The sequence below is a fragment of the Rhodoferax sp. genome (genome assembly GCF_023700745.1).
Taxonomy (GTDB): Bacteria; Pseudomonadota; Gammaproteobacteria; order Burkholderiales; family Burkholderiaceae_C; genus Rhodoferax.
On sequence record NZ_JAMPYG010000008.1, the window covers coordinates 80260 to 102871 of the forward strand.

A 22612-nucleotide genomic window follows, 5' to 3' on the forward strand; every position below is an offset into this window, starting at 1 on the left:
CATTTTTTTACCTTTCCCTTAACCCTCTCTGGAGCTTTCCATGCGTTTATCCCTCATTTCTGCTGCTGCCTTGTCCCTGCTCGCGCTGGGCTCCCAGGCCCAGGCAGCCAACTACGCCATTGACCCGGCCCACACCTACGTGACGTTTGAGATCGACCACTTTGGCACCTCGACCAACCGCGGCCGTTTTGACAAAAAAGAAGGCAAGGTTGAATTTGACCGCGCCGCCAAGACCGGCAAGGTCGATATCGCCATTGACACCAAGTCGGTCAACACCGGCTTTGGCGCCTTCAACGAGCACCTGCAAAGCGCCGAGCTGCTGGACGCCGCCAAGTTTCCCAAGATGACCTTTGTGTCCACCCAGTTCAACTTCAACGGCGACAAGCTGGCCGACATCGCCGGCAACCTGACCCTGCTCGGCAAAACACAGCCGGTCACGCTCAAGGCCACCAACTTCAATTGCTACGACAACCCCATGCTCAAGCGTGAAGTGTGCGGCGGCGACTTCGAAGCCACCATCGACCGCACCCAGTTTGGGGTGAACTACGGCATTGACTGGGGGTTTCCGAAAAACGTACGGCTGCTGATCCAGGTCGAAGCCATCAAGCAGTAATTTCGCACACCTGACGCGCAAACGCCTCCACCTGCCCCCAGTCGGTGAACTCCACCACCGCTGTCGGGTCGGTGGGGCCCTTGGTGATCAGCATGATGAACCGGATCATCTGGCGATCAAAAAAACCATACCTTGGGTAATCCAGCTTGCCAGCGAACACCCCCGTCAGACGGGGTTTCCATCTGATGCTTTTGAGCAACTTGCGGCAATAGGGATTGGTTTCAGGGGTGTTCTTGTCGGGCTTGCGCGCCACGATGTTGACTGAGAAAAATGCGCTGGGCCGGCTCTCCAGCAGCGCCTGATGCCGACCAATGAATTCCGTCACCAGTGGCTGGTGGTGGCCATAACGGATGCTGGCGCCGATCACAATGCGTTCAAAGCTGTTCAGGTCCAGCGCCCCGGCTTCAGCCAGCAAGGCCACCGTCACCGGCCGCCCCAAACCCTCCATGACCTGCTTCATCCGATCGCAAATCCGTTTGGTATGACCGTCGGTGGTGGCATAAGCGATCAAAATGCGTTCAGCAGTGGGTTCCGTCATGGCAGGCTTACCAGTTTACAAAGGGTGCTCAGTGTAAAACTTTCCGCCGTGATAAAGCAGCGGCGAGACACCTTCGCGGTGTGTGCAATGCTCCACTTCGCCCACAAAAATCACATGGTCGCCTTCGGTGTAGCGACTGCGGTTGAAACATTCAAAAGTGGCCACAGCACCTGCCAGCAAGGGCGCACCACAGCGTCCTTCGACAAACGCCACATCGGCAAAACGATCCAGCCCACGGGTGGCAAAGCGCAGCGCCAGCGTCTGCTGGTCGGCCGCCAGGATGTTGATGGCGTAATGGGAGCCTTGGCGAAAAGCCTCCATCGATGTCGCCGCCTGCGACAAGCTCCACAGCACCAGCGGCGGCGTGAGTGACACCGAGTTGAAAGAATTGGCGGTCAGGCCGACCAGGCGGCCATCGGCGGCGCGCGCCGTGACAATGGTGACCCCGGTGGCAAACATGCCAAGGGCCGTACGAAATTCGGTACTGGAGAATAACGGGGGACTGGCGTTTGCGCCTTGGGATTTCAAAAACATCCTGTGCAATTTAACCGATAACGCATCAACGTAGTGCTGCAGTGGGCAATACAGTGTCAAGCGGCATTGCTGCGCCCATTGGACGCGGCAATGCCAATCAGGGGTATACCCCTAAACAGAAATGTATTTGTTCAAATACAATATGCTGGTTGTTCTTTTTTAGCGATCAGAACAACAAGCGAGTTTGGAGCCCCTCGGGGCTCCTTTTTTTAGGTCGGCTCGTTTCTGGGCAAGCGCTGCAACTGCAATAGCGCCAGCGCACTGTACAGTGGCACACTCATCAGGCGCGACACGCCGCTGGCTACCACCGCCGAGGCCATGAGGCTCAGCACCAGACCATGGCCTGCCACCATTTCCATGACGATGATGAACGAGGTCAGTGGCGCTTGTGTGACGGCCGCCAGAAAACCCACCATACCCAGTGCAATCAAGGTCGGCGCATTGGCATACCCAATGAACTGCGCCACATCGTTGCCCAGGGCACCGCCAATGGCCAGCGCGGGCGCAAAGATGCCACCGGGCACACCGGCCCAGGCCGTGATCCAGGTGGCCATGAACTTCAGCAGCACATAAAACGGCGAGGTGTCATCGTTGCCTTCGAGCATGGCGCGGCTGTGGGCATAGCCGGTACCAAAGGTGTTGCCGTGGCTGACCAGCCCGATAACGGCAACGATCAGCCCACAAGCAGCGGCAAACACCACCGGGTTGCGCTTGCGCCAGTGGCTGAAGCGGTCGCCTGATTCGCCCCGGATCGACACCAGCAAGAGCCGTGCAAACAGCCCGCCGGCCAGACCACTGAGCACTGCCACGGCCAGCCCCGGCAAGAGCAGTGCCGTGCTCAGGTGTTGCACCCGGATCACCCCAAAGTAGGTCGCGTTGCCGTAAATCGACACCGCCATCAGGCCGCTCAGCACGATGGCCGCCAGCAGCAGACCGCTGGAGCGTTGTTCGGGCTTGCGCGACAGTTCTTCAATGGCAAACATGACGCCGCCCAGCGGGGTGTTGAAGGCTGCCGCAATACCGGCAGCGCCGCCAGCCATCATCAGACCGTGTTCGGACACCTGCGATTTGTCCGGCAACCAACGCCGGGCATGGTGCATGACCCCGGCGGCAATTTGCACCGAAGGGCCTTCGCGCCCAAGTGACAAGCCCGCCAGCAGACCCCAGGTGGCGAGCGCCATTTTGGCGAAGCTGAGCTTGAGCGACACAAACAGACTGCGGTTGGCCTGTGACACACCGCCGTCCAGCGCCGCCATCACCTGCGGAATACCCGAGCCCGCGCTGCCCATGGCATAACGGCGCATGACCCAGACAATGGCGGCGGCACACAAGGGCGTCCACAGCAACGGCGCCCACCAGTAAAGCCGCTGGACATGTTCGAACGCGCCAAATGCGAGTTCGGTCATTCTGGTGAACGCCACCACCGTCAGCCCCGCCAGGGCAGCAAAAACCATCACCAGCACACGCCCGGTCCAGGCACGCCAGTCAATCACTTCCTTGTGGATGGCATGCAGGATTTCGTCGCTGTTGACATCTGAATTCATGGTCTTCATGGGGCTGGATGGCAAGCGTAGGAAAAGGGAAGTCTGGACAGATTGTGCGGGCAAAATACATTGCGACAAACGTATTTAAGCATAATGCCCCCAAGTGGCACGCCGTGTTGGACGGGTGCCACAATCAACCACAAGGAGGAGCCTCATGATCAAAGTCGGATTGGTGGGTTTTGGCAAAGCAGGACAAGCGGTAGCGCAGGTGCTTCAGGAAGACCCGCGCTATGAATTGTGCTGGATTGCACGCCGCTCTGCGGTCACCATGGCACCAACACCCTCCGGGATTGACACGCCTTTGGTGGCCCTGGCCACGCCCGATGACTGGGGCCAGTGGCTCGATAGCCACCCGGTGGACGCACTGGTGGATTTTTCCCGGCCCGAAAGTCTGCACCTCTACGGCGAACAGGTGCGCATGCGTGGGCTCATGCTGATCAGCGCGATATCCGCTTACAGCGACGCCGACCTTGACTATGCGCACACCCTGGCCAAGAACGCACGCGTGCTGTGCTCACCCAACATCACGGTGGGCATCAACTTCCTGATCATGGCGGCACGCCTGTTGCGCAAGATCGCGCCGTTTGCCGACGTCGAAATTGTCGAGCAGCACTTTCGGGAAAAGCCCGAGGTTTCCGGCACAGCACGCAAAATTGCACAGACGATCGACGTCGACGAGGATCGCATCACCTCGCTGCGGTTGGGCGGCATCGTCGGCCACCATGAGGTGATTTTTGGCTTTCCGTACCAGACCGTGCGCCTCATTCACAATTCGATCGAACGCCGCGCCTTTGGCACCGGGGCCGCTTTTGCGCTGGCTGAACTGGCCCGTTGTGAGAATGGCTTTTACACCTTTGACGATTTGATGATGCGGATGGTGAGAAAAGAGTTACTGAGCAAGCAACCCTGACTCAAATTTAGAGCGCGAACCAGCACGTTCGGCCCTATGATTCCGGGCTCTGCATTAGCACCAAGAATTTTATGCCGCGCACCAACGCACAAGACAGCCAGTCAGACCAATCCAGCCAGGTTTTGCGCCGCTTTCGGGTGGTATTCAACGCCATCCGCAGCCATTTCAAGCAAATTGAAAAACAGGTCGGTTTGGGCGGTGCACAGGTCTGGGCACTGAGCGTGATTCGCGACCAGCCAGGCATTGGCATGGGCGAATTGGCTAAATGCATGGATGTGCACCAGTCCACCGCCAGCAATTTGGTGAGAGCCTTGCACCAAAAAGAACTGATCCGCATGGACAAGAACGCCCAGGACAAACGCCATGTGCACTTGCACATTACCCATCAGGCACAGACCCTGCTGGCCAGGGTGCCGGGGCCGTTCGAAGGGATTCTGCCGGCCGCACTCGATGAGTTGAGTCCGCAAACCCTGCAACGACTCGATCAGGATCTGGCCGAGCTGATTGCGTTGCTCAAAGCCGATGAAAACGCTGGCAGCATTCCGCTGGCGCAGTTGTAGCGCGGCAATTTCAAGCCGGCGTACCCAGTAGCTCCCAGCGTTCCAGCGCCGTCATCAGTGCTTCGTCAATCTGCGCGCTGCGGGTGGCCAACTTCAGGGCGCGGGCATTGTCGATGGCGTACAGGCTGCCGTCGGCCAGCAAGTCGGCAATTTCCTTCTGCTCGGCCTCCAGTGCCGCAATCAGGTCCGGCAGGCCATCCAGCTCGCGCTGCTCCTTGAAACTGAGCTTGCGGGTTTTGGCAGGTGCCGCACCGGGAACAGGCGATGCCGCGGGCGAAGCGGAACTGCTGGATGCCACCGCCTGTGCCTTTGCCAATGGTTCGCGCTCATAGTGAAACGGCTGCGCGCCTTTCTGGCCCTTGCTTCTGGCGATCTCGTTGGCACGCCTGCTCTGCGTCAGCCAGTCGGTCACGCCGCCCTCGTACTCGCGCCACTTGGCGTCGCCCTCGTAGGCAATCGTGCTGGTGACCACGTTGTCAAGAAAGGTACGGTCGTGGCTGACCAGAAACACCGTGCCTTCAAAATTTTGCAGTAACTCCTCCAGCAGTTCGAGCGTGTCGATGTCGAGGTCGTTGGTGGGCTCGTCGAGCACCAGCACATTGGCGGGGCGGGCAAACAGGCGCGCCAGCAACAGGCGGTTGCGTTCGCCCCCACTCAGCGAACGCACTGGCGAATTGGCGCGTGCCGGTGAGAACAGAAAATCGCCGAGGTAGCTTTTAACGTGCTGGCGCCGGTTGCCAATCTCGATCCACTCACTGCCCGGGCTGATGAAGTCTTCCAGCGTGGCGTCCAGGTCGAGCGCGTTGCGCATCTGGTCAAAGTAGGCCACCGTGATGTTGGCACCCTGGCGCACCGTGCCCCAGGCGCTCTCGCCCGGCCCTGGCCTGGGCGCGTTGGCAGGTGCCGGGTCGGGCTTGATTTCACCCAGTATCAATTTGAGCAGGGTGGTCTTGCCGGCGCCATTGGGGCCCAGCAAGCCGACCTTGTCACCGCGCAGGATGACGGTGGAGAAGTCGTCAACAATTTTTCGTGCCCCAAAACTCTTGCTCACATGAGTGAGCTCCGCCACCAGCTTGCCACTGAGGGCGCCACTGGCCACCTCAAGCTTGACGCTGCCCAGCGCCTCGCGCCTGGCCTCGCGGTTGGCACACAGCACGGCCAGTTGGTTGATGCGGCCCTGTGCCTTGGTGCGCCGCGCCTCGACGCCGCGGCGGATCCATACCTCTTCCTGCGCCAGCAGCTTGTCAGCGCGCGCGTTGATCACAGCTTCCTGCGCCAACTGTTCTTCCTTTTGCAGCAGGTAAGCGGCAAAGTTGCCGGGATAGCTTTGCAGCTTGCCACGGTCGAGCTCGACGATGCGGGTCGCCACATTGTCCAGAAACGAGCGGTCGTGGGTCACCGTGACGATGCTGCCCTTGAAGTCGCACAGCAGGCCCTCCAGCCACTCAATGCTGTCCAGATCAAGGTGGTTGGTCGGCTCGTCAAGCAGCAGCACGTCGGGCGCGGCCACCAGCGCCTGGGCCAGCGCCACACGCTTCTTGTTCCCGCCGGACAATGTGCTGATGCGCGCATCGGCGTCCAGGTGCAGCCGGTGCAGGGTCTCGCCCACGCGCTGCTCCCAGTTCCAGCCGTCCAGCGATTCGATTTCGCTTTGCATCGCGTCCAGGTCGCCGTGGCCCTGGGAATATTCGTCAATCAGTTCGCGCACCCGGGCCAGACCGGCGCTGACGGCCTCGAACACGGTGGCGTCAGAATCAAGCTGCGGCTCTTGCGCCACATAGGAAATGCGGGTGTTGCCCTGCACCTGCAAGGTGCCGTCGTCGGGCTTTTCCAGCCCGCCCAGAATCTTGAGCAGCGAGGATTTGCCCGCGCCGTTGCGGCCGATCAAGCCGACGCGCTCCTGCGTTTCCAGGGAAAAAGTGGTGTGATCCAGCAGCGGGACGTGTCCGAAAGCCAGTTGTGCGTCAAGTAGTGTGATGAGTGCCATGTGGCGCGCATTATCCCCTGCCCGGTGCGCCCATCAGACCGCATCAGGCAGACTCACGCCAGCAGCGCGTCCGCAGGCACATGGGCGTAACCCAGCGTGCTGGCCACCGCCTCATAAGTGACCTGCCCGTGGGCCACATTGAGGCCGTTTTTCAGGTGCGGGTTGGCCTTGAGCGCCTGCTGCCAGCCCTGGTCCGCCAGCGTCACGGCATGGGCAATGGTGGCGTTGTTGAGGGCAAAAGTGCTGGTGCGCGCCACCGCACCGGGCATGTTGGCCACGCAGTAATGCACCACGCCATCGACCACAAAGGTGGGGTCGGCATGGGTGGTGGCGTGCGAGGTCTCAAAACAGCCACCCTGGTCAATCGCCACATCGACCACCACGGCGCCCTTTTTCATGCGGCTGATCATGTTGCGCGTGACCAGTTTGGGCGCAGCGGCACCGGGAATCAGCACACCACCCACCACCAGTTCGGCGTCCAGCACCGCCTCTTCGACGCTGTGGTCGTTTGAATAAAGCGTGTTGATGCGGTTGCCAAACACCAGATCAAGCTGGCGCAGGCGGTCCACGTTCTTGTCGAGCACCGTGACGCGGGCGCCCAGGCCCACGGCCATTTGCAGCGCATGCGTGCCGACCACACCAGCACCCAGAATCACCACATGCGCAGCAGGCACACCGGGCACGCCCCCGAGCAGCACGCCCATGCCACCCCTGGACTTTTCCAGGTGGGCGGCGCCGGCCTGCACCGCCATGCGCCCCGCCACCTCGCTCATCGGCGCCAGCAGCGGCAGGCCGCCGCCGGGGCCGGTGATGGTCTCATACGCAATACACACCGCGCCCGACTTGACCAGCGCCGCCGTCTGCGCGGGGTCAGGCGCCAGATGCAGGTAGGTGTACAAAATTTGCCCCGGGCGCAGCATGGCGCACTCATGGGCTTGCGGCTCCTTGACCTTGACGATCATGTCCGCTGCGGCAAACACCTGTGCCGCATCCTGGGCCAGCATGGCGCCGGCGGCCAGGTACTGATCGTCGCTCAGGCCGATGGCGGCGCCCGCCCCGGTTTGCACCAGCACCTGGTGGCCGTGGTGCACCAATTCGCGCACGCTGGCCGGCGTCAGGCCGACCCGGTATTCATGGTTCTTGATTTCCTTGGGCAGTCCGACCAGCATGGGGATCTCCTCGAAATGGAAAACTCGAAGTGTGCGTTAAACAGCCCGACAATGGCCCCCTGTTTGTCAACACCGCTTCAAATTTTGTCATCCACGCTACCCCCTGTTGCCCCTCCGCCACCGTCGCGCCCCCGCTGGGTGCGCTGGGTCTGGTTGCTTTGCGGCGCGCTGTGCCTGCTGCTGGGCGTGATTGGCATCGTGCTGCCGCTGTTACCCACCACCCCTTTTGTGCTGCTGGCCGCCTATTGCTTTTCGCTGGGCAGTGCACGCTACGAGCAGTGGTTGCTGACTCACCCGCGCTTTGGCCCGATGGTGCGGGACTGGCGCAGCCAGCGCGCCGTGCCCCTGCGCGCCAAGCAGGTCGCCTGGACCACCATGACGATCAGCTCAGGTGTCGCCTGGTGGTTCATGCCAACCAACATCGGCTGGGTTCCCGGCGCTTGCTGCGCGCTGGTGGCGCTCTGGATGTGGCGCCTGCCGACGTCGGACCGGGGCTGAGCCGTACCGCTCTTAGCGGCTGCTGGGGAAGGCGAACACCGCGCCCTCGCGCACACCCGCACTGGGCCAGCGCTGGGTGATGGTTTTGCGCTTGGTGTAGAAGCGCACTGCGTCGGGGCCGTAGGCGTGCAGGTCGCCAAACAGGCTGCGCTTCCAGCCGCCAAACGAATGGTAGGCCACTGGTACCGGCAGCGGCACGTTGATGCCGACCATGCCGACCTGGATGTGGTCACTGAAGAAACGGGCGGCTTCGCCGTCGCGGGTAAAGATGCAGGTACCGTTGCCATATTCGTGGGCATCGATCATGTCCATCGCTTCCTGCAGCGTCTTGACCCGCACCACGCCCAGCACCGGACCAAAAATTTCTTCCTGGTAGGTCACCATGCCGGGCTTGACGTTGTCGAACAGGCAGGCGCCCAGAAAGTAGCCATTTTCGTGACCGGGCACGCTGACGCCGCGGCCGTCCACCACCAGCGTGGCGCCCTCCCGCACGCCCTGGTCGACATAGCCCCTGACCTTCTCGAAATGCGCCCGGGTCACCAGCGGGCCCATGTCGCAGCTGGCGTTGGTGCCGGGGCCGACCTTCATTTTGGCAATTTCGGCCTGCAGGCCGGCCACCACGGCATCGGCGGTGGCATCGCCCACCGCCACCACCAGCGGAATCGCCATGCAGCGTTCGCCGCAAGAACCATAAGCCGCGCCCATCAGGGCATTGACGGCGTTGGGAATGTCGGCATCGGGCATGACCACGGCGTGGTTTTTGGCGCCACCCAAAGCCTGCACGCGTTTGCCGTGGGCGCAGCCGGTGGCGTAGATGTATTCGGCAATCGGGGTCGAGCCGACAAAACTCACGGCCTTGACGCGCGGGTCGGTCAGCAAGGTGTCGACCGCCTCCTTGTCGCCATGCACCACATTGAGCACGCCCGGTGGCAGGCCGGCCTGCAGCGCCAGTTCGGCTACCAGCAAGGTGCTGGACGGATCGCGTTCGGACGGTTTCAAAATGAAGGTGTTGCCGCAAGCCACGGCCATCGGCCACATCCACAGCGGCACCATGACGGGGAAATTGAACGGGGTGATGCCGGCGGTCACGCCCAGGGCCTGGAATTCGCTCCAGGAATCGATGCCCGGGCCGACATTTCGGCTGTGCTCGCCCTTGAGCAACTCGGGCGCGTAACTGGCGTATTCGACGTTTTCAATGCCGCGCTGCAACTCGCCCATGGAGTCGCTCAGGACCTTGCCATGCTCGGCCGTGACCAGCGCGCAGATGGCGTCGGCATTGGCTTCAAGCAGTTCCTTGAGCTTGCTCATGACGCGCGCGCGCTTGAGCGGCGGCGTGTTGCGCCAGGCCGGAAAAGCCGCATGGGCGCTGGCAATGGCCTGCTCCACCGTGAGCTTGTCGGCCAGCAGCACGCGCTTTTCGGCCTGACCCGTGGCGGGGTTGAAAACATCGGCCTGACGCGTTCCGCCTGCGACCAGCTGGCCGTCGATGAGGTGCTGGATTTGGGGAAGATTCTGGATTTGAGGCAGGGTTTGCATGGCGTCGGTTGGGTACTTGAATAATTAAAAATTTGGCGTCATCGCGAGGAGCGTTGCACTCGCCATGACGGCCACACTTCAGGCGGTTTGCTGCAGGGTTTCACCGAGCGCATTGACCAGGCTGTCAATCTGCCCAGGCGTGGAAATGAACGGCGGCGCCAGCTGGATGGTGTCGCCACCATAACGCACGTAAAAGCCTTTGGCAAGCATCGTCTTGGCAATTTCATAAGGCCGCTTGGCGGGTTCGCCGGGCAGCGCATCGATGGTGAAGCCGGCGGCCAGTCCCAGGTTGCGGATGTCGACCACATGCTTGCAGCCCTTGAGCGAATGCACGGCGTTCTCAAAATGGGGGGCCAGCGCCTTGACGCGGTCGATCATGTTTTCACGCACCAGGATGTCCAGCGTGGCCAGGCCCACCGCGCACGGCACCGGGTGTGCCGAATAGGTGTAACCGTGGGCAAATTCGAGCATGTAGTCGGGGCCGCCAGCGGCCATGAAGGTGTCGTAGATTTCTTTCTTGGCAATCACCGCACCCAACGGCTGCGCGCCGTTGGTGATCTGCTTGGCGCAGTTCATGATGTCGGGCGTGACACCAAAATACTCGGCCCCGGTGTAGGCCCCCAGACGACCAAAGCCGGTAATGACTTCGTCAAAAATCAGCAGAATGTTGTTGGCGGTGCAGATGTCGCGCAGGCGCTGCAAATAGCCTTTGGGCGGCACCACCACACCGGCCGAGCCCGACATGGGTTCGACGATGACGGCGGCAATGTTGGACGCGTCGTGCAGGGCAATCAGCTTGAGCAGGTCGTCAGCCAGTGCAGCGCCCTGGTCGGGACAACCGCGGATGAACGAGCCGGCCGCCGGCTGGGTGTGCGGCAGATGGTCGGCGGCAATGCCCTGGCCAAACACCTTGCGGTTGCCACCGATACCGCCCACCGAGATGCCGCCAAAGTTGACACCGTGGTAGCCCTTTTCGCGGCCGATCAGCAGGCTTTTGCTGCTTTGACCCTTGGCACGCCAGTAGGCCCGCGCCATCTTCAGGGAGGTATCGGCCGACTCTGACCCGGAGCCGGTAAAAAAGACGTTGTCGAGCCCGGCGGGTGTGAGTTCTTTGAGTTTGTTGGCCAGCGCAAAAGACAGCGGGTGGCCAAACTGGAACGCCGGGGAATAGTCGAGCGTGGCGAGTTGATGGCGAGCGGCTTCCACGATTTCGGCCCGGCCGTGGCCCAGGCCGCAGGTCCACAGGCCCGAGAGCCCGTCAAAAATCTTGCGGCCGTCGAGGTCGGTGTAGTAGCAACCGCTGGCGGAGGCCATCATGCGCGGGTTGGCCTTGAAGTCGCGGTTGCCGGTGAACGGCATCCAGTGCGCATCGAGCCAGGCGGCGTCGGTGCGGGGGCGAGTCAGGGCTTGGGTGTCGGGCATGTTCATGGGTTCTCCAAAAGTGCGAGTTGGCGATTTTGCGCGACTCTGTTACTCTTATAAATGTTTAACCATCACAACTTGGTTGCCAGTTTATGCAAGTAAAAACACGCGCTGCCCTGGGGCAGTTGAGCGACATGGACATCCGCCTGCTGCGCGTTTTCAAGACCGTGGTGGACTGCGGCGGCATGGCGGCTGCCGAGCTGGAACTCAACATTGGCACCTCCACGGTGAGCCGCCATATCAAGGACCTGGAAACGCGCCTTGGGCTCAACCTGTGTCGGCGTGGCCGCGCCGGTTTTGCCCTGACGCCGGAAGGCGAGCAGATATACGCCGAGACGTTGCGCCTGCTCGCCGGGGTCGATGCCTTTCGCAGCCGCGTCGACGAAATTCACCAGCGCATGGGTGGTGAGTTGCACATCGCGGTGTTTGACAAGACCGCCAGCAACCCGCAGTCGCATATTGGCGCTGCCATCAAGCAGTTTGCCGCACAAGCCCCGGAAGTGCGCCTGCACTTGCATGTGGCACCGCTCAACAGCATCGAACGCGGTGTGCTGGACGGCCAGTTTCAGGTCGGCATCATTCCGGGCCACCGCAGCTCGGCCGTGCTGACCTATGACGAGCTGTTTACCGAGACCATGTACCTCTATACCAGTGCCGGCCACCCCTTGTTTGCGCCGGATGCAAGACAACAGCCACAAAGCTGGGATGCGCTGCGCCATTACGCTTTTGCCGGGCTGGGCTACCACTCGCCCAACATGGAGCTGACCCAGCAAGTCAAGCTCAGTCGGGCGGCCACCGGCTACGACCAGGAATCGATTGCCACGCTGATCCTGTCGGGCTGCTTTCTGGGCTTCTTGCCCGACCACTACGCCGAGAGTTTTGTGCGCCAGGACCGCATGCACGCCGTGCAGCCCCACTTGTTCACCTACCACTGCAGCTTTTTCAGCATCGTACGAACCTCGCCACAACCGGCGCGCGTGACACAGGCGTTTCAGGCCGCCTTGCGCCAGGCGCACCAAACGGTCGGTTAACGGCGCTTTTTGGCCTGGATCACACCCCAGGCCAGGCGGCCAGCCGCGACCACGTTCACGGCAATGACGGCCATGGCCGGCCAAAATGGCAATTCATAACCCGAGACAGCGGAGTAGACGAGCAAGACACCCAGCGCCAGCGCGCCGATCAGCAGAGCGATGACACCGCCGTTGAAAACGCCACGTTGCAGGTGTTTTGAAGTCATGGGCAAACATAAAAAGGTTAAAGTTGGCACCCATTTTACGGACCGCCGCGAACTCTGCATGACACCTGAACATGGCCTGCTCGACTGGGGCATTGTGACGATTTTTGTCACCGTCTATGCCGGCATGATCCTGGGTGGCCTGCCGCGCCTGAAGCTGGACCGCTCGGGCGTGGCGCTGCTCGGGGCCATTGCTGTGATCGGCGTTGGCGCCATGAGCACCGGGCAAGCGGCGAGCGCCGTCGATTTGCCCACCGTGCTGTTGCTTTTTTCGTTCATGGTGGTGTCGGCGCAAATGCGACTGGGCGGCTTCTACACCGCGGTCACGCACCGGGTGGCGGCGTTGCCGCTGGGGCGCAACGCGCTGCTGGGCGCTCTCATCGGCGTGGCCGGCGTCTTGTCGGCGGTGTTTTCCAACGACATCATCTGCCTGGCCATGACGCCGCTGGTGGCGCACCTGTGCCTGCAGCGGCGCCTGGATCCGGTACCGTTTTTGCTGGGGCTGGCCTGCGCCGCCAACATCGGTTCCGCAGCCACCCTGATCGGCAACCCGCAAAACATGCTGATCGGCGCGGTGCTGCAACTGCCCTTTGGCGGCTATGTGCGCCAGGCACTGCTGCCGGTGGCCTTGAGCCTGGGGCTGCTGTGGGCCTGGCTGGTGTGGGCATCGGGCCGGGAAAAACCGGGCGACACATGCGGGGCGGCAATGCCCGCCGATCTGCCCGAGGGTTTTGGCACGCTGCAAGCCCCGCCATTTGATGCCTGGCAGACCGCCAAGGGCCTGGCGGTGGCGACGGCGCTGATGCTGATTTTTTTGTTCACCGACTGGCCGCGCGAGGTGGCCGCGCTGGTGGGTGCCGGCGTGCTGCTGCTGAGCCGGCGCCTGCACTCGTCCGACGTCATGGGTTTCATCGACTGGCCATTGCTGGTGTTGTTCATCGGTCTGTTTGTCGTCAACCACGCGTTCGAGTCCACTGGCCTGGCGGGTCAGGCGGTGGTCTGGCTGGCGGCCCAGGGCGTGCATCTGGCCGACCCCGGCGTCTTGTTGGTGGCCGGTGTCGGCTTGTCCAATCTGGTGTCCAACGTGCCCGCCGTGATGTTGCTGCTGCCGCACCTGAGCGGCCCGGACGCCGGCGTGACGCTGGCACTGGTGAGCACGCTGGCGGGCAATTTGCTGCTGACGGGCTCCATTGCCAACCTGATCGTGGTCGACTTGGCGCAAAAAAGCGGGGTGGCCATCGACTGGCGCATGCATGCCCGCGTGGGCGTGCCGGTGACGCTGCTGACGCTTGGCCTGCTGTGGGGCTGGCTGCGCTGGCCCGGATGACGGGCTCGGGATGGGCCTTCAGGCCCGGGCGTCACCCCAGCGCAACTGGGTGGCATCGTCATCATGGTACAGCGTGTCGCCATGGCGGTCCACGCAATAGTCAGGCGACACGATCATTTCATAAATGCGCATGTCAGCGGCAATGCGTGTGTATTCAAACAAAATACTGCGTACCAGTTTGCAGCCGGTGCGCAGATGACAGCCGTGACCAATCCAGGCCGGGCCCACGATCGAAACGCCGGGCTCGATGCGCACACTCGAACCGATATACACCGGGCCTTCAATAGACACCTCATCCCATGCGACCGAGGTGTTGAGCCCGACCCAGATGCCCGGTTTGATCTGCCGTCCCGGCATCGTCATGTCAGCCACCTCACCGCGCAACACCTGCTGCAACACCGACCAATAATCGCCTACCCGACCGATGTCGAGCCATTGAAAAGGCCGGTTCTGCACATAAAACGGCAACTTATGAGCGACCAGGTCAGGAAACAGCTGGGCGCCAATGTCGTACACCTGACCCGACGGCACCAGGTCGAGCACCGCCGGCTCGAAGATATAAATGCCGGTGCTTGCCAGGGTCGACTTGGCCTCGGAAGGCCTGGGCTTTTCTTGGAACGACGCAATGCGCCCATCGGCCGCCGCCACCACGATGCCATAATTTTGCACATCGGCCAGGGGCACATCCATTGCGACCACGCTGGCCAAGGCCTGCTTGGCATGATGTTCTGCCAGGGCAGCCGTGATGTCCAAGTCAATCAGCGCGTCACCACACAGCACCAGTGTGGTCTCGTCAAAAAAGCCGCTGAAATCCTGGATGCGCCGGATGCCGCCGGCCGAGCCCATCGGCCGCGGCAAGATCTCACCATGGTCACGCACGCCTTCATAGGCATAGCCAATCTGCACACCCCAACGCCGGCCATCACCAAAATACTCTTCGATCTTGTAATGATGCCAGGCCACGTTGACCATGATCTCGGTGATGCCGTGACGCGCCAGGTGCTCGATCAGATACGCCATCACCGGCTTGCCCAGAATGGGCACCATGGGCTTGGGCAAGTCCCGCGTCAAGGGACGCACGCGCGTGCCCTGACCGGCGGCCAAAATCATTCCTTTAGCCACCAAGGCCTCCTTTGACTTGTTCGAAGCAACTTCAGCGCACGATCAACACAGGCACTTTGCAGCTGGCCAGCACTTTGGTCGCGACCGATCCCACCACCAGATTGACCAGGGCACCATAGCCGTGCGACCCCATGACCACAAGGTCGAATTTTTCAGCCTCGGCCAGCTTGGCAATCAACTCACCCGCGTTGCCGGTCTTCCAGATGCATTTGGCCTTGACCCCCTGACGCTCCAGGTATTTCTGGACCGGAGTCATGACGCGCTGACCTTCGTCCTCGTAATATTTGGTCACCAGTTCCTTGCCAAGCGCGGCACGCGCCTGCGACGGCAGCATCATCTGTGCCGTGAAGGCGGTGTAGTCGTTTTTAGGCGAAAACAACTCATGGGCAGCCAGATAGGCCAGCATTTTCTTGGTGTACGGACTGCCATCGACGGCGAGAAGAATCTTCATGAAGGAACTCCTTAAACGGGATGTCAGTTTACCCAAGCGGTACAGCGGTATGTTGTCACACGTCAAGTACAGCCTCAATCTTGCAGACGCTGTGCCAACTCGGCCTTGGTGTCAATGAGCGCCTGCGGCAAATGGTAGGACAGTTGCTCAAAAAGAGCTGCGTGCAATGTGAGCTCTTCAGCCCAGGCAGCCTTGTCGATACTGGTCACGGTCTTGAACTGCTCGGCGCTGAAGGGCAAGCCGGTCCAGGTGATTTCGTCAAACAGGGGGGCGATGCCAAACATGGTCTCCACCCCCTGCGCCTTGCCTTCGAGGCGGTCAATCATCCACTTGAGTACGCGCATGTTGTCGCCGTAGCCGGGCCAGACAAATTTGCCGGCCTCGTTCTTGCGGAACCAGTTGACGCAGAAGATCCTGGGCAGGGTGTGACCCGATTCTTCGAGTTTGTGCTCCATGTCGAGCCAATGCTGGAAATAGTCGCTCATGTTGTAGCCGCAGAACGGCAACATGGCAAAGGGGTCACGGCGCACCACACCCATCTGGCCGACGGCCGCCGCGGTGGTCTCGGAGCCCATGGTGGCCGCCATATAAACGCCTTCCATCCAGGTGCGGGACTCCGTCACCAGCGGCACCGTGGTGGAACGGCGGCCACCAAAAATGAAGGCGTCGATGGCGACACCCGCCGGGTTGTCCCACTCGGGGTCGAGCGCCGGGTTGTTGCCCGCCGCCACGGTGAAGCGCGAATTCGGGTGTGCCGCCTTGGCACCGGTGGCCTTGGCAATTTCGGGCGTCCAGTCCTTGCCCTGCCAGTCGATCAGGTGCGCGGGCAAACCGCCACCGTCCTGCTCCATGCCCTCCCACCAGACATCGCCGTCATCGGTCAGTGCAACGTTGGTGAAAATCACGTTTTTATCGAGGCTGGCCATGCAGTTCGGATTGGTGTGGAAATTGGTGCCCGGCGCCACGCCAAAATACCCCGCTTCAGGGTTGATGGCGTACATCTTGCCGTCCGCGTGCGGCTTGATCCAGGCAATGTCGTCGCCAATCGTGGTCACTTTCCAGCCATCAAAGCCTGCCGGGGGCACCAGCATGGAGAAATTGGTCTTGCCACAGGCACTGGGAAAGGCGGCGGCCACATGGTACTTTTTGCCCTGCGGATTGGTCACGCCCAGGATCAGCATGTGCTCGGCCAGCCAGCCCTGGTCACGTCCCATATTGGAGGCAATGCGCAACGCAAAACACTTCTTGCCAAGCAAGGCATTGCCGCCATAGCCCGAACCATAAGACCAGATTTCGCGGGTTTCAGGGTAATGAACGATGTACTTGGTGCTGTTACAAGGCCACTTCACATCGGCCTGACCCGCCGCCAGCGGCGCGCCCACAGTGTGCATGCAGGGCACAAAGTCACCGTCGGCACCGAGCACGTCGTACACCGCCTTGCCCATGCGCGTCATGATTTTCTGGCTCACCGCTACGTAGGCGCTGTCAGTGAGCTCGATGCCAATGTGTGAAATGTGCGAGCCCAGCGGCCCCATGCTGAACGGCACCACATACATGGTGCGGCCCTTCATGCAGCCCTCGAACAGCGGTCGCAGGGTGGCACGCATGTCGGCGGGGGCCATCCAGTTGTTGGTCGGGCCGGCGTTTTCCTTTTTCTCGGAACAAATGTAGGTGCGGTCTTCCACGCGGGCCACGTCGCTCGGATCGGAACTGGCCAGGAAACTGTTGGGGCGCTTGGCGGGGTTCAGTTTCCTGAAGGTACCGGCATCCACCAACTGCTGGCACAAGCGGGCGTATTCTTCCTCGGAGCCGTCGCACCAGTAAATGCTGTCAGGCTGGGCAAGTGCCGCCATGTCAGCCACCCAGACGATGAGTTTGGCGTTTTTGACGTGGCTTGGCGGGTTGGGGTTCAGGCTCGACATGGCGGCTAAGTCCTCTGGATGTTATAAAAATGGCGGGGTGTCCGGCAGGTTGGCACGACCACCCAAAGCTATTGATTCTAGAGAAACCGAGTAACAGTTACCTGACGGTTACATCAATAGTTGCGAAGCTATTGATTCGGACCGAGGAATGCATCAAGGCGATGGTCCGCAGGCAATCCGGCGGTCTTATTGCACCAGTTGGCTCTGCAGGCCGGCCTGCTGTAAGGCTTGCAATACCTCGGTGATGTGCTGCGGACCACGGGTCTGAATCACCAGTTCAACCTCAACATTTTGCGCAGCCAGCGTGGTGAAGGCCCGCTGGTGGTGGACCTCGTTGATGTTGGCCCCGGCGGTAGCCACCGTGGCGGTAATCAGGGCCAGCGTGCCGGGCACGTCGCGGGCACTCACCTTCAGTCGCGCCAGGCGGCCGGCGCGCACCATGCCGCGCTCAATGATGGCGGCCAGCAAGAGCGGGTCGATGTTGCCGCCACACAGCACCACGCCCACCTTCTTGTCTTTGAAGCGTTCGGGGTATTTCAGCAAAGCCGCCAGGCCAGCGGCACCGGCCCCTTCGACCAGCGTTTTTTCGACTTCGAGCAGCATCACGATGGCCTGCTCGATGTCGCCTTCGTCCACCAGCACCAAGTCGTTCACTTTGTCGCGAACGATGGTTTGCGGCAAGGCCCCGGGTGTACCGACCGCGATGCCTTCGGCAATGCTGCTGCTGCCTTGTGGCAGGTGGGTGCCCTTGATGGCGTTGAACATGGCTGGAAAGCGTGCAGCCTGCACGCCAATGATCTCGATGCCGGGCTTGATCGCCCGGGCCGCCGTGGCCATGCCGGCAATCAGGCCGCCGCCGCCAATCGCCACCACCAGCGTGTCGAGATCGGGCACGTCGTCGAGCATCTCCAGCGCCACCGTGCCCTGGCCGGCGACGATGTCGGGGTCATCATACGGGTGCACAAAGACAAGTTGCTGCTGTTGGGCTAACTGCAAGGCATGCGCGCGCGCCTCGTCGAGCGTGTCACCGTGCAGCACGATTTCAGCGCCAAAACCGCGCGTGCGCTCAACCTTGACGCCCGGCGTGAAGCGCGGCATCACGATCACCGCGCGAATCCCGAGCCGTTGTGCGTGGTAAGCCACGCCCTGCGCATGGTTGCCGGCGCTCATTGCAATGACACCCCGGGCGCGCTCTGCGGCGTTGAGTTGCGACAACTTGTTGCAGGCACCACGCTCCTTGAACGAAGCGGTGAATTGCAGGTTCTCGAACTTGAGCACCACCTGGGCCCCGGTGATGTCCGACAGCGTTTTGGATGCCACGCAGGGCGTGCGCAGCAAATGCCCTTGCAGACGCCGGGCAGCCGCTTGAATATGTGAGAGTTCAATCATGGTGACATTGTGCACGGTGACAGCAGACCTACCTGACACGCGTACCAAGCCAGGCCGCCCCCACAATCAGCACACCCGCCAGCGCCACCGGCCAGGTCAGGGCGCGGCCGCTGACCCACAACAGCAGGGACGTGGACAGCAGCGGCGTCAGGTAGCTCAGCAGGCCGATGTGGCGCGCGTCGCCGATCTTGAGCGCCTTGTCCCACAAAAAGAAGGAACCGCCCAGCGGCCCCAGTCCCATCAGGCCAATCAGCGCCCAGTCGCGCAGGCTCAAGTCCACGTTCGGCTCCATCAGCGCGTGGCAGAGCAAGGCGAGCAGACCCGAGATCCAGGCAAAAGTGCCAATGGCTGCGGTGTCGAAATGCGGCACACGACGCGTCAGCAGCGAGTAGGTGGACCAGATGAAGGCTGCGACTGCGGCGGCCAGATAACCCCAAAGCCAGTCACTTTGCACACCGGCCGGCACATGGGCACCCGAATCGGCCCCCCCATCAACGCCAGCCAGAATCACCATGGCGGCACCCGCAAAGCCAATCAGTCCGGCCACAATATGCTGCCAGCGCATGGCCAAGCCCGGCAGCAGCACCGGCGCCAGCACCACGATCAGCAGCGGCCACAGGTAATTGACCAGATTGGCCTGTACCGGCGGCGCATTTTGCAAGCCGACAAAGAGCAGGAAGTGGTAGCCAAACAGGCCATAGACACCGAGCGCCAGGGTGGGCAACGGCACCCGCCATGCCACCAGCCGGAAACCCGAGAGCGGCAGCGCAATCAGGCCGCCCACCATCAGCGACAAGCCAGTGAGGAGAAACGGTGGTACATGACTCAACGCCACCCCGAGACTGGCCAGGCTGCCCCACATGGCAATCGCGGCCAGCGCCAGCAGGTTGGCGCGCGCGTGAAGATCGTGTTTCAAGGGCGTTGGTCGGTCGATGGTTTTTGCCACAGGTTGATACCGCCGTCCACCGCGTGCTGGTCAATTGCCGTGAGCTCATCCGCACTGAAGTCCAGGTGCTTGAGCGCGCCGGCCAGTTCGGTAATTTGGGCGGCTGAACTGGCACCGATCAGGGCGCTGGTCACGCGGGCGTCGCGCAACACCCAGGCGATGGCCATTTGCGCCAGGCTCTGGCTGCGTGCCTGCGCCATTTCGTGCAAGGCGCGCACATGCCGGAGGTTGGCCTCGTTCAAGAAATCGGGTTTGAAGGAGCCGCCGCCGGGCCGGTTGATGCGTGCATCCTGGGGCACGCCGCTGAGGTATTTGTCGGTCAGCAGGCCTTGCGCCAGCGCGCTGAAGGCAATGCAGCCCATCCCGGTGTCGTCGAGCGCATCGAGCAGCTCTGTCTCGATCCAGCGGTTCAACAGGCTGTACGAGGGCTGGTGAATGAGGGGACGCACGCCCATGCTGCGCAGCAGGGCGGCGGCCTCGCGCGTCTTGCTGGCCGAATAGCTGCTGATGCCCACATACAGCGCCTTGCCCTGCTGCACGGCGCTGGCCAGCGCCCCCATGGTTTCTTCGAGCGGCGTGTCGGGGTCGAAGCGATGCGAGTAAAAAATGTCGACATAGTCCAGCCCCATGCGCTGCAGGCTCTGGTCCAGGCTGGCCAGCACGTGTTTGCGCGAACCGCCACCGCCGCCATAGGGACCGGGCCACATGTCCCAACCGGCCTTGCTGGAGATGATGAGCTGGTCACGGTAGGGTTTGAAGTCGCGCCGCAGGTGCGCGCCAAAATTGAGCTCGGCGCTGCCGTAAGGCGGGCCGTAGTTGTTGGCCAGGTCAAAGTGGGTGATGCCCAGGTCAAAGGCTGTGCGCAGCATCTCGCGCTGGCTGGCCAGCGACGTGGCATCGCCAAAGTTGTGCCACAAACCGAGTGAAATGGCGGGTAGTTTGAGGCCGCTTTTGCCGCAAAACCGGTAGGGCATGGCGTCGTAACGCGCGGGCTTGGCTTGGTAGGTCATGGAAATCAGAGTGGTGTAACAGACGTGTGGATCAACGAACCGAGGCCTTGATCATAGCGGCGGCTTTTTCGGCAATCATGATCACCGGTGCATTGGTATTGCCGCTCACAATGCGCGGCATGATGGACGCATCCGCCACGCGCAAGCCTTGCAGGCCATGCACGCGCAATTCGGCATCGACCACGTCCATGTCACCCGGGCCCATGCGGCAACTGCCCACCGGGTGGTAGATGGTGTCGGCCAGGTTGCGGATGGCTTGCTCAATCTCGGCATCGGTTTGCGCCCTGGCGGTGGCCGCCAGCTCGCGTCCAGCGAATTGCGCCAGCGCCGGCTGTTGCAGAATGTTGCGCATCAGCTTGAAGCCGCGCACCATGCGGTCCATGTCATCGGGATGGCTCAGAAATGCCGGGTCCACCAGCGGCAGCGCCTGCGGGTCCTTGCTGGCCAGGCGCACGCTGCCGCGGCTGTGCGGACGCAGCAAACACACATGGCAGGAAAACCCGTGACCCAGCGTGGTGGTGCGGCCATGGTTGATGAGCTTGCCAATCACAAAATGCAGCTGCAGGTCGGGTAACGCTTCTGCCGGGTCGCTCCTGATGAAGCCGCCGGCCTCGGCGAAATTGGTGGTCAGCATGCCGCTGCGCGTGTGGCGCCACTCAAAAATTCCCTTGAGCACGCGGAAAACACCGCCCGGCGAAACGCCAAACAGGTCCTTGCCGCGGGGAGCATCCACCACCTGCACCACATCAATATGGTCATGCAAATGCTGGCCCACGCCCGGCAGGTGGTGGATCGGCGCGATCTGCTGCGCCAGCAGGTGCTCGCGCGGGCCAATACCCGAGAGCATCAATAATTGGGGCGACTGGATGGCACCCGCGCACAACAACACCTCGCGACGGCATTTGAGCCGTCGGGTCTGGCCCTCATGCACATACTCGACGCCCACGGCACGCTTGCCATCCAGCATGATGCGGGTGACGAGTGCGCCGGTGAAAATCTTCAGATTGGGCCGCGCCAGATTGGGTGTGATGTAGGCTTTGGCGGCGCTGCAACGCTCGCCGTTTTTATGCGTCACCTGGTAATGGCCCACGCCTTCCTGGTTGGCGCCATTGAAATCGGCGTTGCGCGGATAGCCAGCCTGCTCGCCCGCCTGCACAAAGAGTTCGCCAAAGCGGTTGGGGCTGCGCAGATCCATCACATTGAGGGGGCCGTCGATGCCATGAAAATCATCGGCACCGCGTTCATTGTGTTCGGCTTTTTTGAAATAAGGCAGAACCTCGGCATACGACCAACCGGGGTTGCCCTGCGCTGCCCAGTGGTCGTAGTCAGCCGGGTGGCCACGGGTGTAGACCATGGCATTGAGGGAACTGGAGCCGCCCAGCACCTTGCCGCGCGGCTGGTAACTCGATCGACCGTTGAGGCCGGTTTGCGCCACGGTGGTGAGGCCCCAGCCCAGCAGGCTGAATTTGGCCATGACCGCCAGCCCCGCAGGACAGTGAATCAGCACGCTGCTGTCCACCGGCCCCCCTTCCAGCAGCGCCACCGTGATGCTCGGATCTTCCGACAGGCGGGCGGCCATCACGCAGCCGGCTGAGCCGCCGCCGATAATGAGGTAATCAAACATGGCGCTCTTCATTTTTCAGGGTTTAAAAAATCAGCCCAAAAGTTAGCGCAAATGCACGAGTGTGTGTAGAGGTTAATGCCCAAATAGCCTGCAAACTTTGGGAGAAACCAACGGCCAAGGCCAAATTGCGGCATGATGACGCCAAATTGCTTGTATTGAATTGGGGGAAATCGCAATGACTGCCTTTGTTGTATTTATCAATTATTTGATGTCGAGAAGATAATGACCCTGGCTGGCACTTTGTTTTCCAAAAAGAGTGAGGAGTCGCTGCCTCAA

21 protein-coding genes are annotated in these 22612 nt (G+C 61.7%); 6 read left to right on the top strand and 15 right to left on the bottom strand.

All coding sequences use genetic code 11. The features are described 5' to 3' along the window. The first annotated feature begins 40 nt into the window (after positions 1-40). Complete coding sequence (locus NDJ10_RS08385; protein WP_296161074.1) at positions 41-613, top strand: YceI family protein; 573 nt, start codon at positions 41-43, stop codon at positions 611-613. Here NDJ10_RS08385 and hemG read toward each other — a convergent pair. The 3 genes from hemG to NDJ10_RS08400 form a co-directional block, all read right to left on the bottom strand. Then, entirely contained in the window at positions 603-1151 is a 549-nt protein-coding gene (gene hemG / locus NDJ10_RS08390; protein ID WP_296161076.1) for a menaquinone-dependent protoporphyrinogen IX dehydrogenase, read from the bottom strand. The genes NDJ10_RS08385 and hemG overlap by 11 nt on opposite strands. A 15-nt stretch (positions 1152-1166) precedes the next feature. Beyond that, positions 1167-1685, bottom strand: a complete 519-nt coding sequence (locus tag NDJ10_RS08395) for a flavin reductase family protein (RefSeq protein WP_296161078.1) — start codon at positions 1683-1685, stop codon at positions 1167-1169. A gap of 209 nt (positions 1686-1894) precedes the next feature. Then, positions 1895-3229, bottom strand: a complete 1335-nt coding sequence (locus tag NDJ10_RS08400; RefSeq protein WP_296161079.1) for a chloride channel protein — start codon at positions 3227-3229, stop codon at positions 1895-1897. A 154-nt stretch (positions 3230-3383) separates the two neighbouring features. On the opposite strand from NDJ10_RS08400, the gene NDJ10_RS08405 reads away from it, so the two are divergent. Continuing rightward, complete coding sequence (locus tag NDJ10_RS08405) at positions 3384-4139, top strand: dihydrodipicolinate reductase C-terminal domain-containing protein (protein ID WP_296161081.1); 756 nt, start codon at positions 3384-3386, stop codon at positions 4137-4139. Between the two features lie 71 nt (positions 4140-4210). Beyond that, a complete protein-coding gene (locus NDJ10_RS08410; protein ID WP_296161083.1) occupies positions 4211-4699 on the top strand; it encodes a MarR family transcriptional regulator in 489 nt (162 codons plus the stop codon). A 10-nt stretch (positions 4700-4709) separates the two neighbouring features. Here the strand turns inward: NDJ10_RS08410 and NDJ10_RS08415 are convergent, their stop codons facing one another. Beyond that, entirely contained in the window at positions 4710-6686 is a 1977-nt protein-coding gene (locus NDJ10_RS08415; protein ID WP_296161085.1) for an ATP-binding cassette domain-containing protein, read from the bottom strand. Positions 6687-6739: 53 nt separating this feature from the next. Beyond that, on the bottom strand, positions 6740-7855 hold the full coding sequence (gene ald / locus NDJ10_RS08420) for an alanine dehydrogenase (protein WP_296161087.1): 1116 nt from the start codon (positions 7853-7855) through the stop codon (positions 6740-6742). Positions 7856-7939: 84 nt separating this feature from the next. Between ald and NDJ10_RS08425 the strand changes: the two genes are divergently transcribed. Beyond that, positions 7940-8353 carry a YbaN family protein gene (locus NDJ10_RS08425; protein ID WP_296161089.1) on the top strand — a complete coding sequence of 138 codons (414 nt, stop codon included), beginning with the start codon at positions 7940-7942 and terminating at the stop codon, positions 8351-8353. Between the two features lie 12 nt (positions 8354-8365). Here the strand turns inward: NDJ10_RS08425 and NDJ10_RS08430 are convergent, their stop codons facing one another. Further along, entirely contained in the window at positions 8366-9889 is a 1524-nt protein-coding gene (locus NDJ10_RS08430) for a CoA-acylating methylmalonate-semialdehyde dehydrogenase (RefSeq protein WP_296161092.1), read from the bottom strand. A 78-nt stretch (positions 9890-9967) separates the two neighbouring features. Continuing rightward, complete coding sequence (locus tag NDJ10_RS08435) at positions 9968-11317, bottom strand: aspartate aminotransferase family protein (protein WP_296161093.1); 1350 nt, start codon at positions 11315-11317, stop codon at positions 9968-9970. 86 nt (positions 11318-11403) lie between these two features. Between NDJ10_RS08435 and NDJ10_RS08440 the strand changes: the two genes are divergently transcribed. After that, a complete protein-coding gene (locus tag NDJ10_RS08440) occupies positions 11404-12342 on the top strand; it encodes a LysR family transcriptional regulator (RefSeq protein WP_296161095.1) in 939 nt (312 codons plus the stop codon). On the opposite strand, the gene NDJ10_RS08445 is transcribed toward NDJ10_RS08440, so the two are convergent. Continuing rightward, positions 12339-12548 carry a hypothetical protein gene (locus NDJ10_RS08445; RefSeq protein ID WP_296161097.1) on the bottom strand — a complete coding sequence of 70 codons (210 nt, stop codon included), beginning with the start codon at positions 12546-12548 and terminating at the stop codon, positions 12339-12341. The genes NDJ10_RS08440 and NDJ10_RS08445 overlap by 4 nt on opposite strands. A 58-nt stretch (positions 12549-12606) precedes the next feature. Here NDJ10_RS08445 and NDJ10_RS08450 point away from each other — a divergent pair, with 58 nt between their 5' ends. Next, positions 12607-13872 (top strand): anion transporter, encoded by a 1266-nt coding sequence (locus NDJ10_RS08450; protein WP_296161099.1) that lies wholly within the window; start codon positions 12607-12609, stop codon positions 13870-13872. An 18-nt stretch (positions 13873-13890) separates the two neighbouring features. Here the strand turns inward: NDJ10_RS08450 and NDJ10_RS08455 are convergent, their stop codons facing one another. The 7 genes from NDJ10_RS08455 to NDJ10_RS08485 all read right to left on the bottom strand — a co-directional run bounded on the left by NDJ10_RS08455 (position 13891) and on the right by NDJ10_RS08485 (position 22336). Next, positions 13891-14982 (bottom strand): NDP-sugar synthase, encoded by a 1092-nt coding sequence (locus NDJ10_RS08455; RefSeq protein ID WP_296161203.1) that lies wholly within the window; start codon positions 14980-14982, stop codon positions 13891-13893. Positions 14983-15025: 43 nt separating this feature from the next. Beyond that, complete coding sequence (locus tag NDJ10_RS08460) at positions 15026-15445, bottom strand: universal stress protein (protein WP_296161101.1); 420 nt, start codon at positions 15443-15445, stop codon at positions 15026-15028. Positions 15446-15519: 74 nt separating this feature from the next. Then, a complete protein-coding gene (locus NDJ10_RS08465) occupies positions 15520-17367 on the bottom strand; it encodes a phosphoenolpyruvate carboxykinase (GTP) (protein ID WP_296161105.1) in 1848 nt (615 codons plus the stop codon). A gap of 186 nt (positions 17368-17553) precedes the next feature. Further along, the gene (locus NDJ10_RS08470) at positions 17554-18756 is read right to left on the bottom strand and encodes a threonine ammonia-lyase (protein WP_296161107.1); all 1203 of its coding nucleotides are present in this window, start codon (positions 18754-18756) and stop codon (positions 17554-17556) included. A gap of 28 nt (positions 18757-18784) precedes the next feature. Beyond that, positions 18785-19672: a DMT family transporter gene (locus tag NDJ10_RS08475; protein ID WP_296161110.1), complete on the bottom strand. Its 888-nt coding sequence runs from the start codon at positions 19670-19672 to the stop codon at positions 18785-18787. Continuing rightward, positions 19669-20712 carry an L-glyceraldehyde 3-phosphate reductase gene (mgrA, locus tag NDJ10_RS08480; RefSeq protein WP_363318695.1) on the bottom strand — a complete coding sequence of 348 codons (1044 nt, stop codon included), beginning with the start codon at positions 20710-20712 and terminating at the stop codon, positions 19669-19671. The genes NDJ10_RS08475 and mgrA overlap by 4 nt, the downstream gene beginning before the upstream one ends. Positions 20713-20743: 31 nt before the next feature. Beyond that, entirely contained in the window at positions 20744-22336 is a 1593-nt protein-coding gene (locus tag NDJ10_RS08485; RefSeq protein WP_296161112.1) for a choline dehydrogenase, read from the bottom strand. Positions 22337-22612 lie beyond the last annotated feature (276 nt).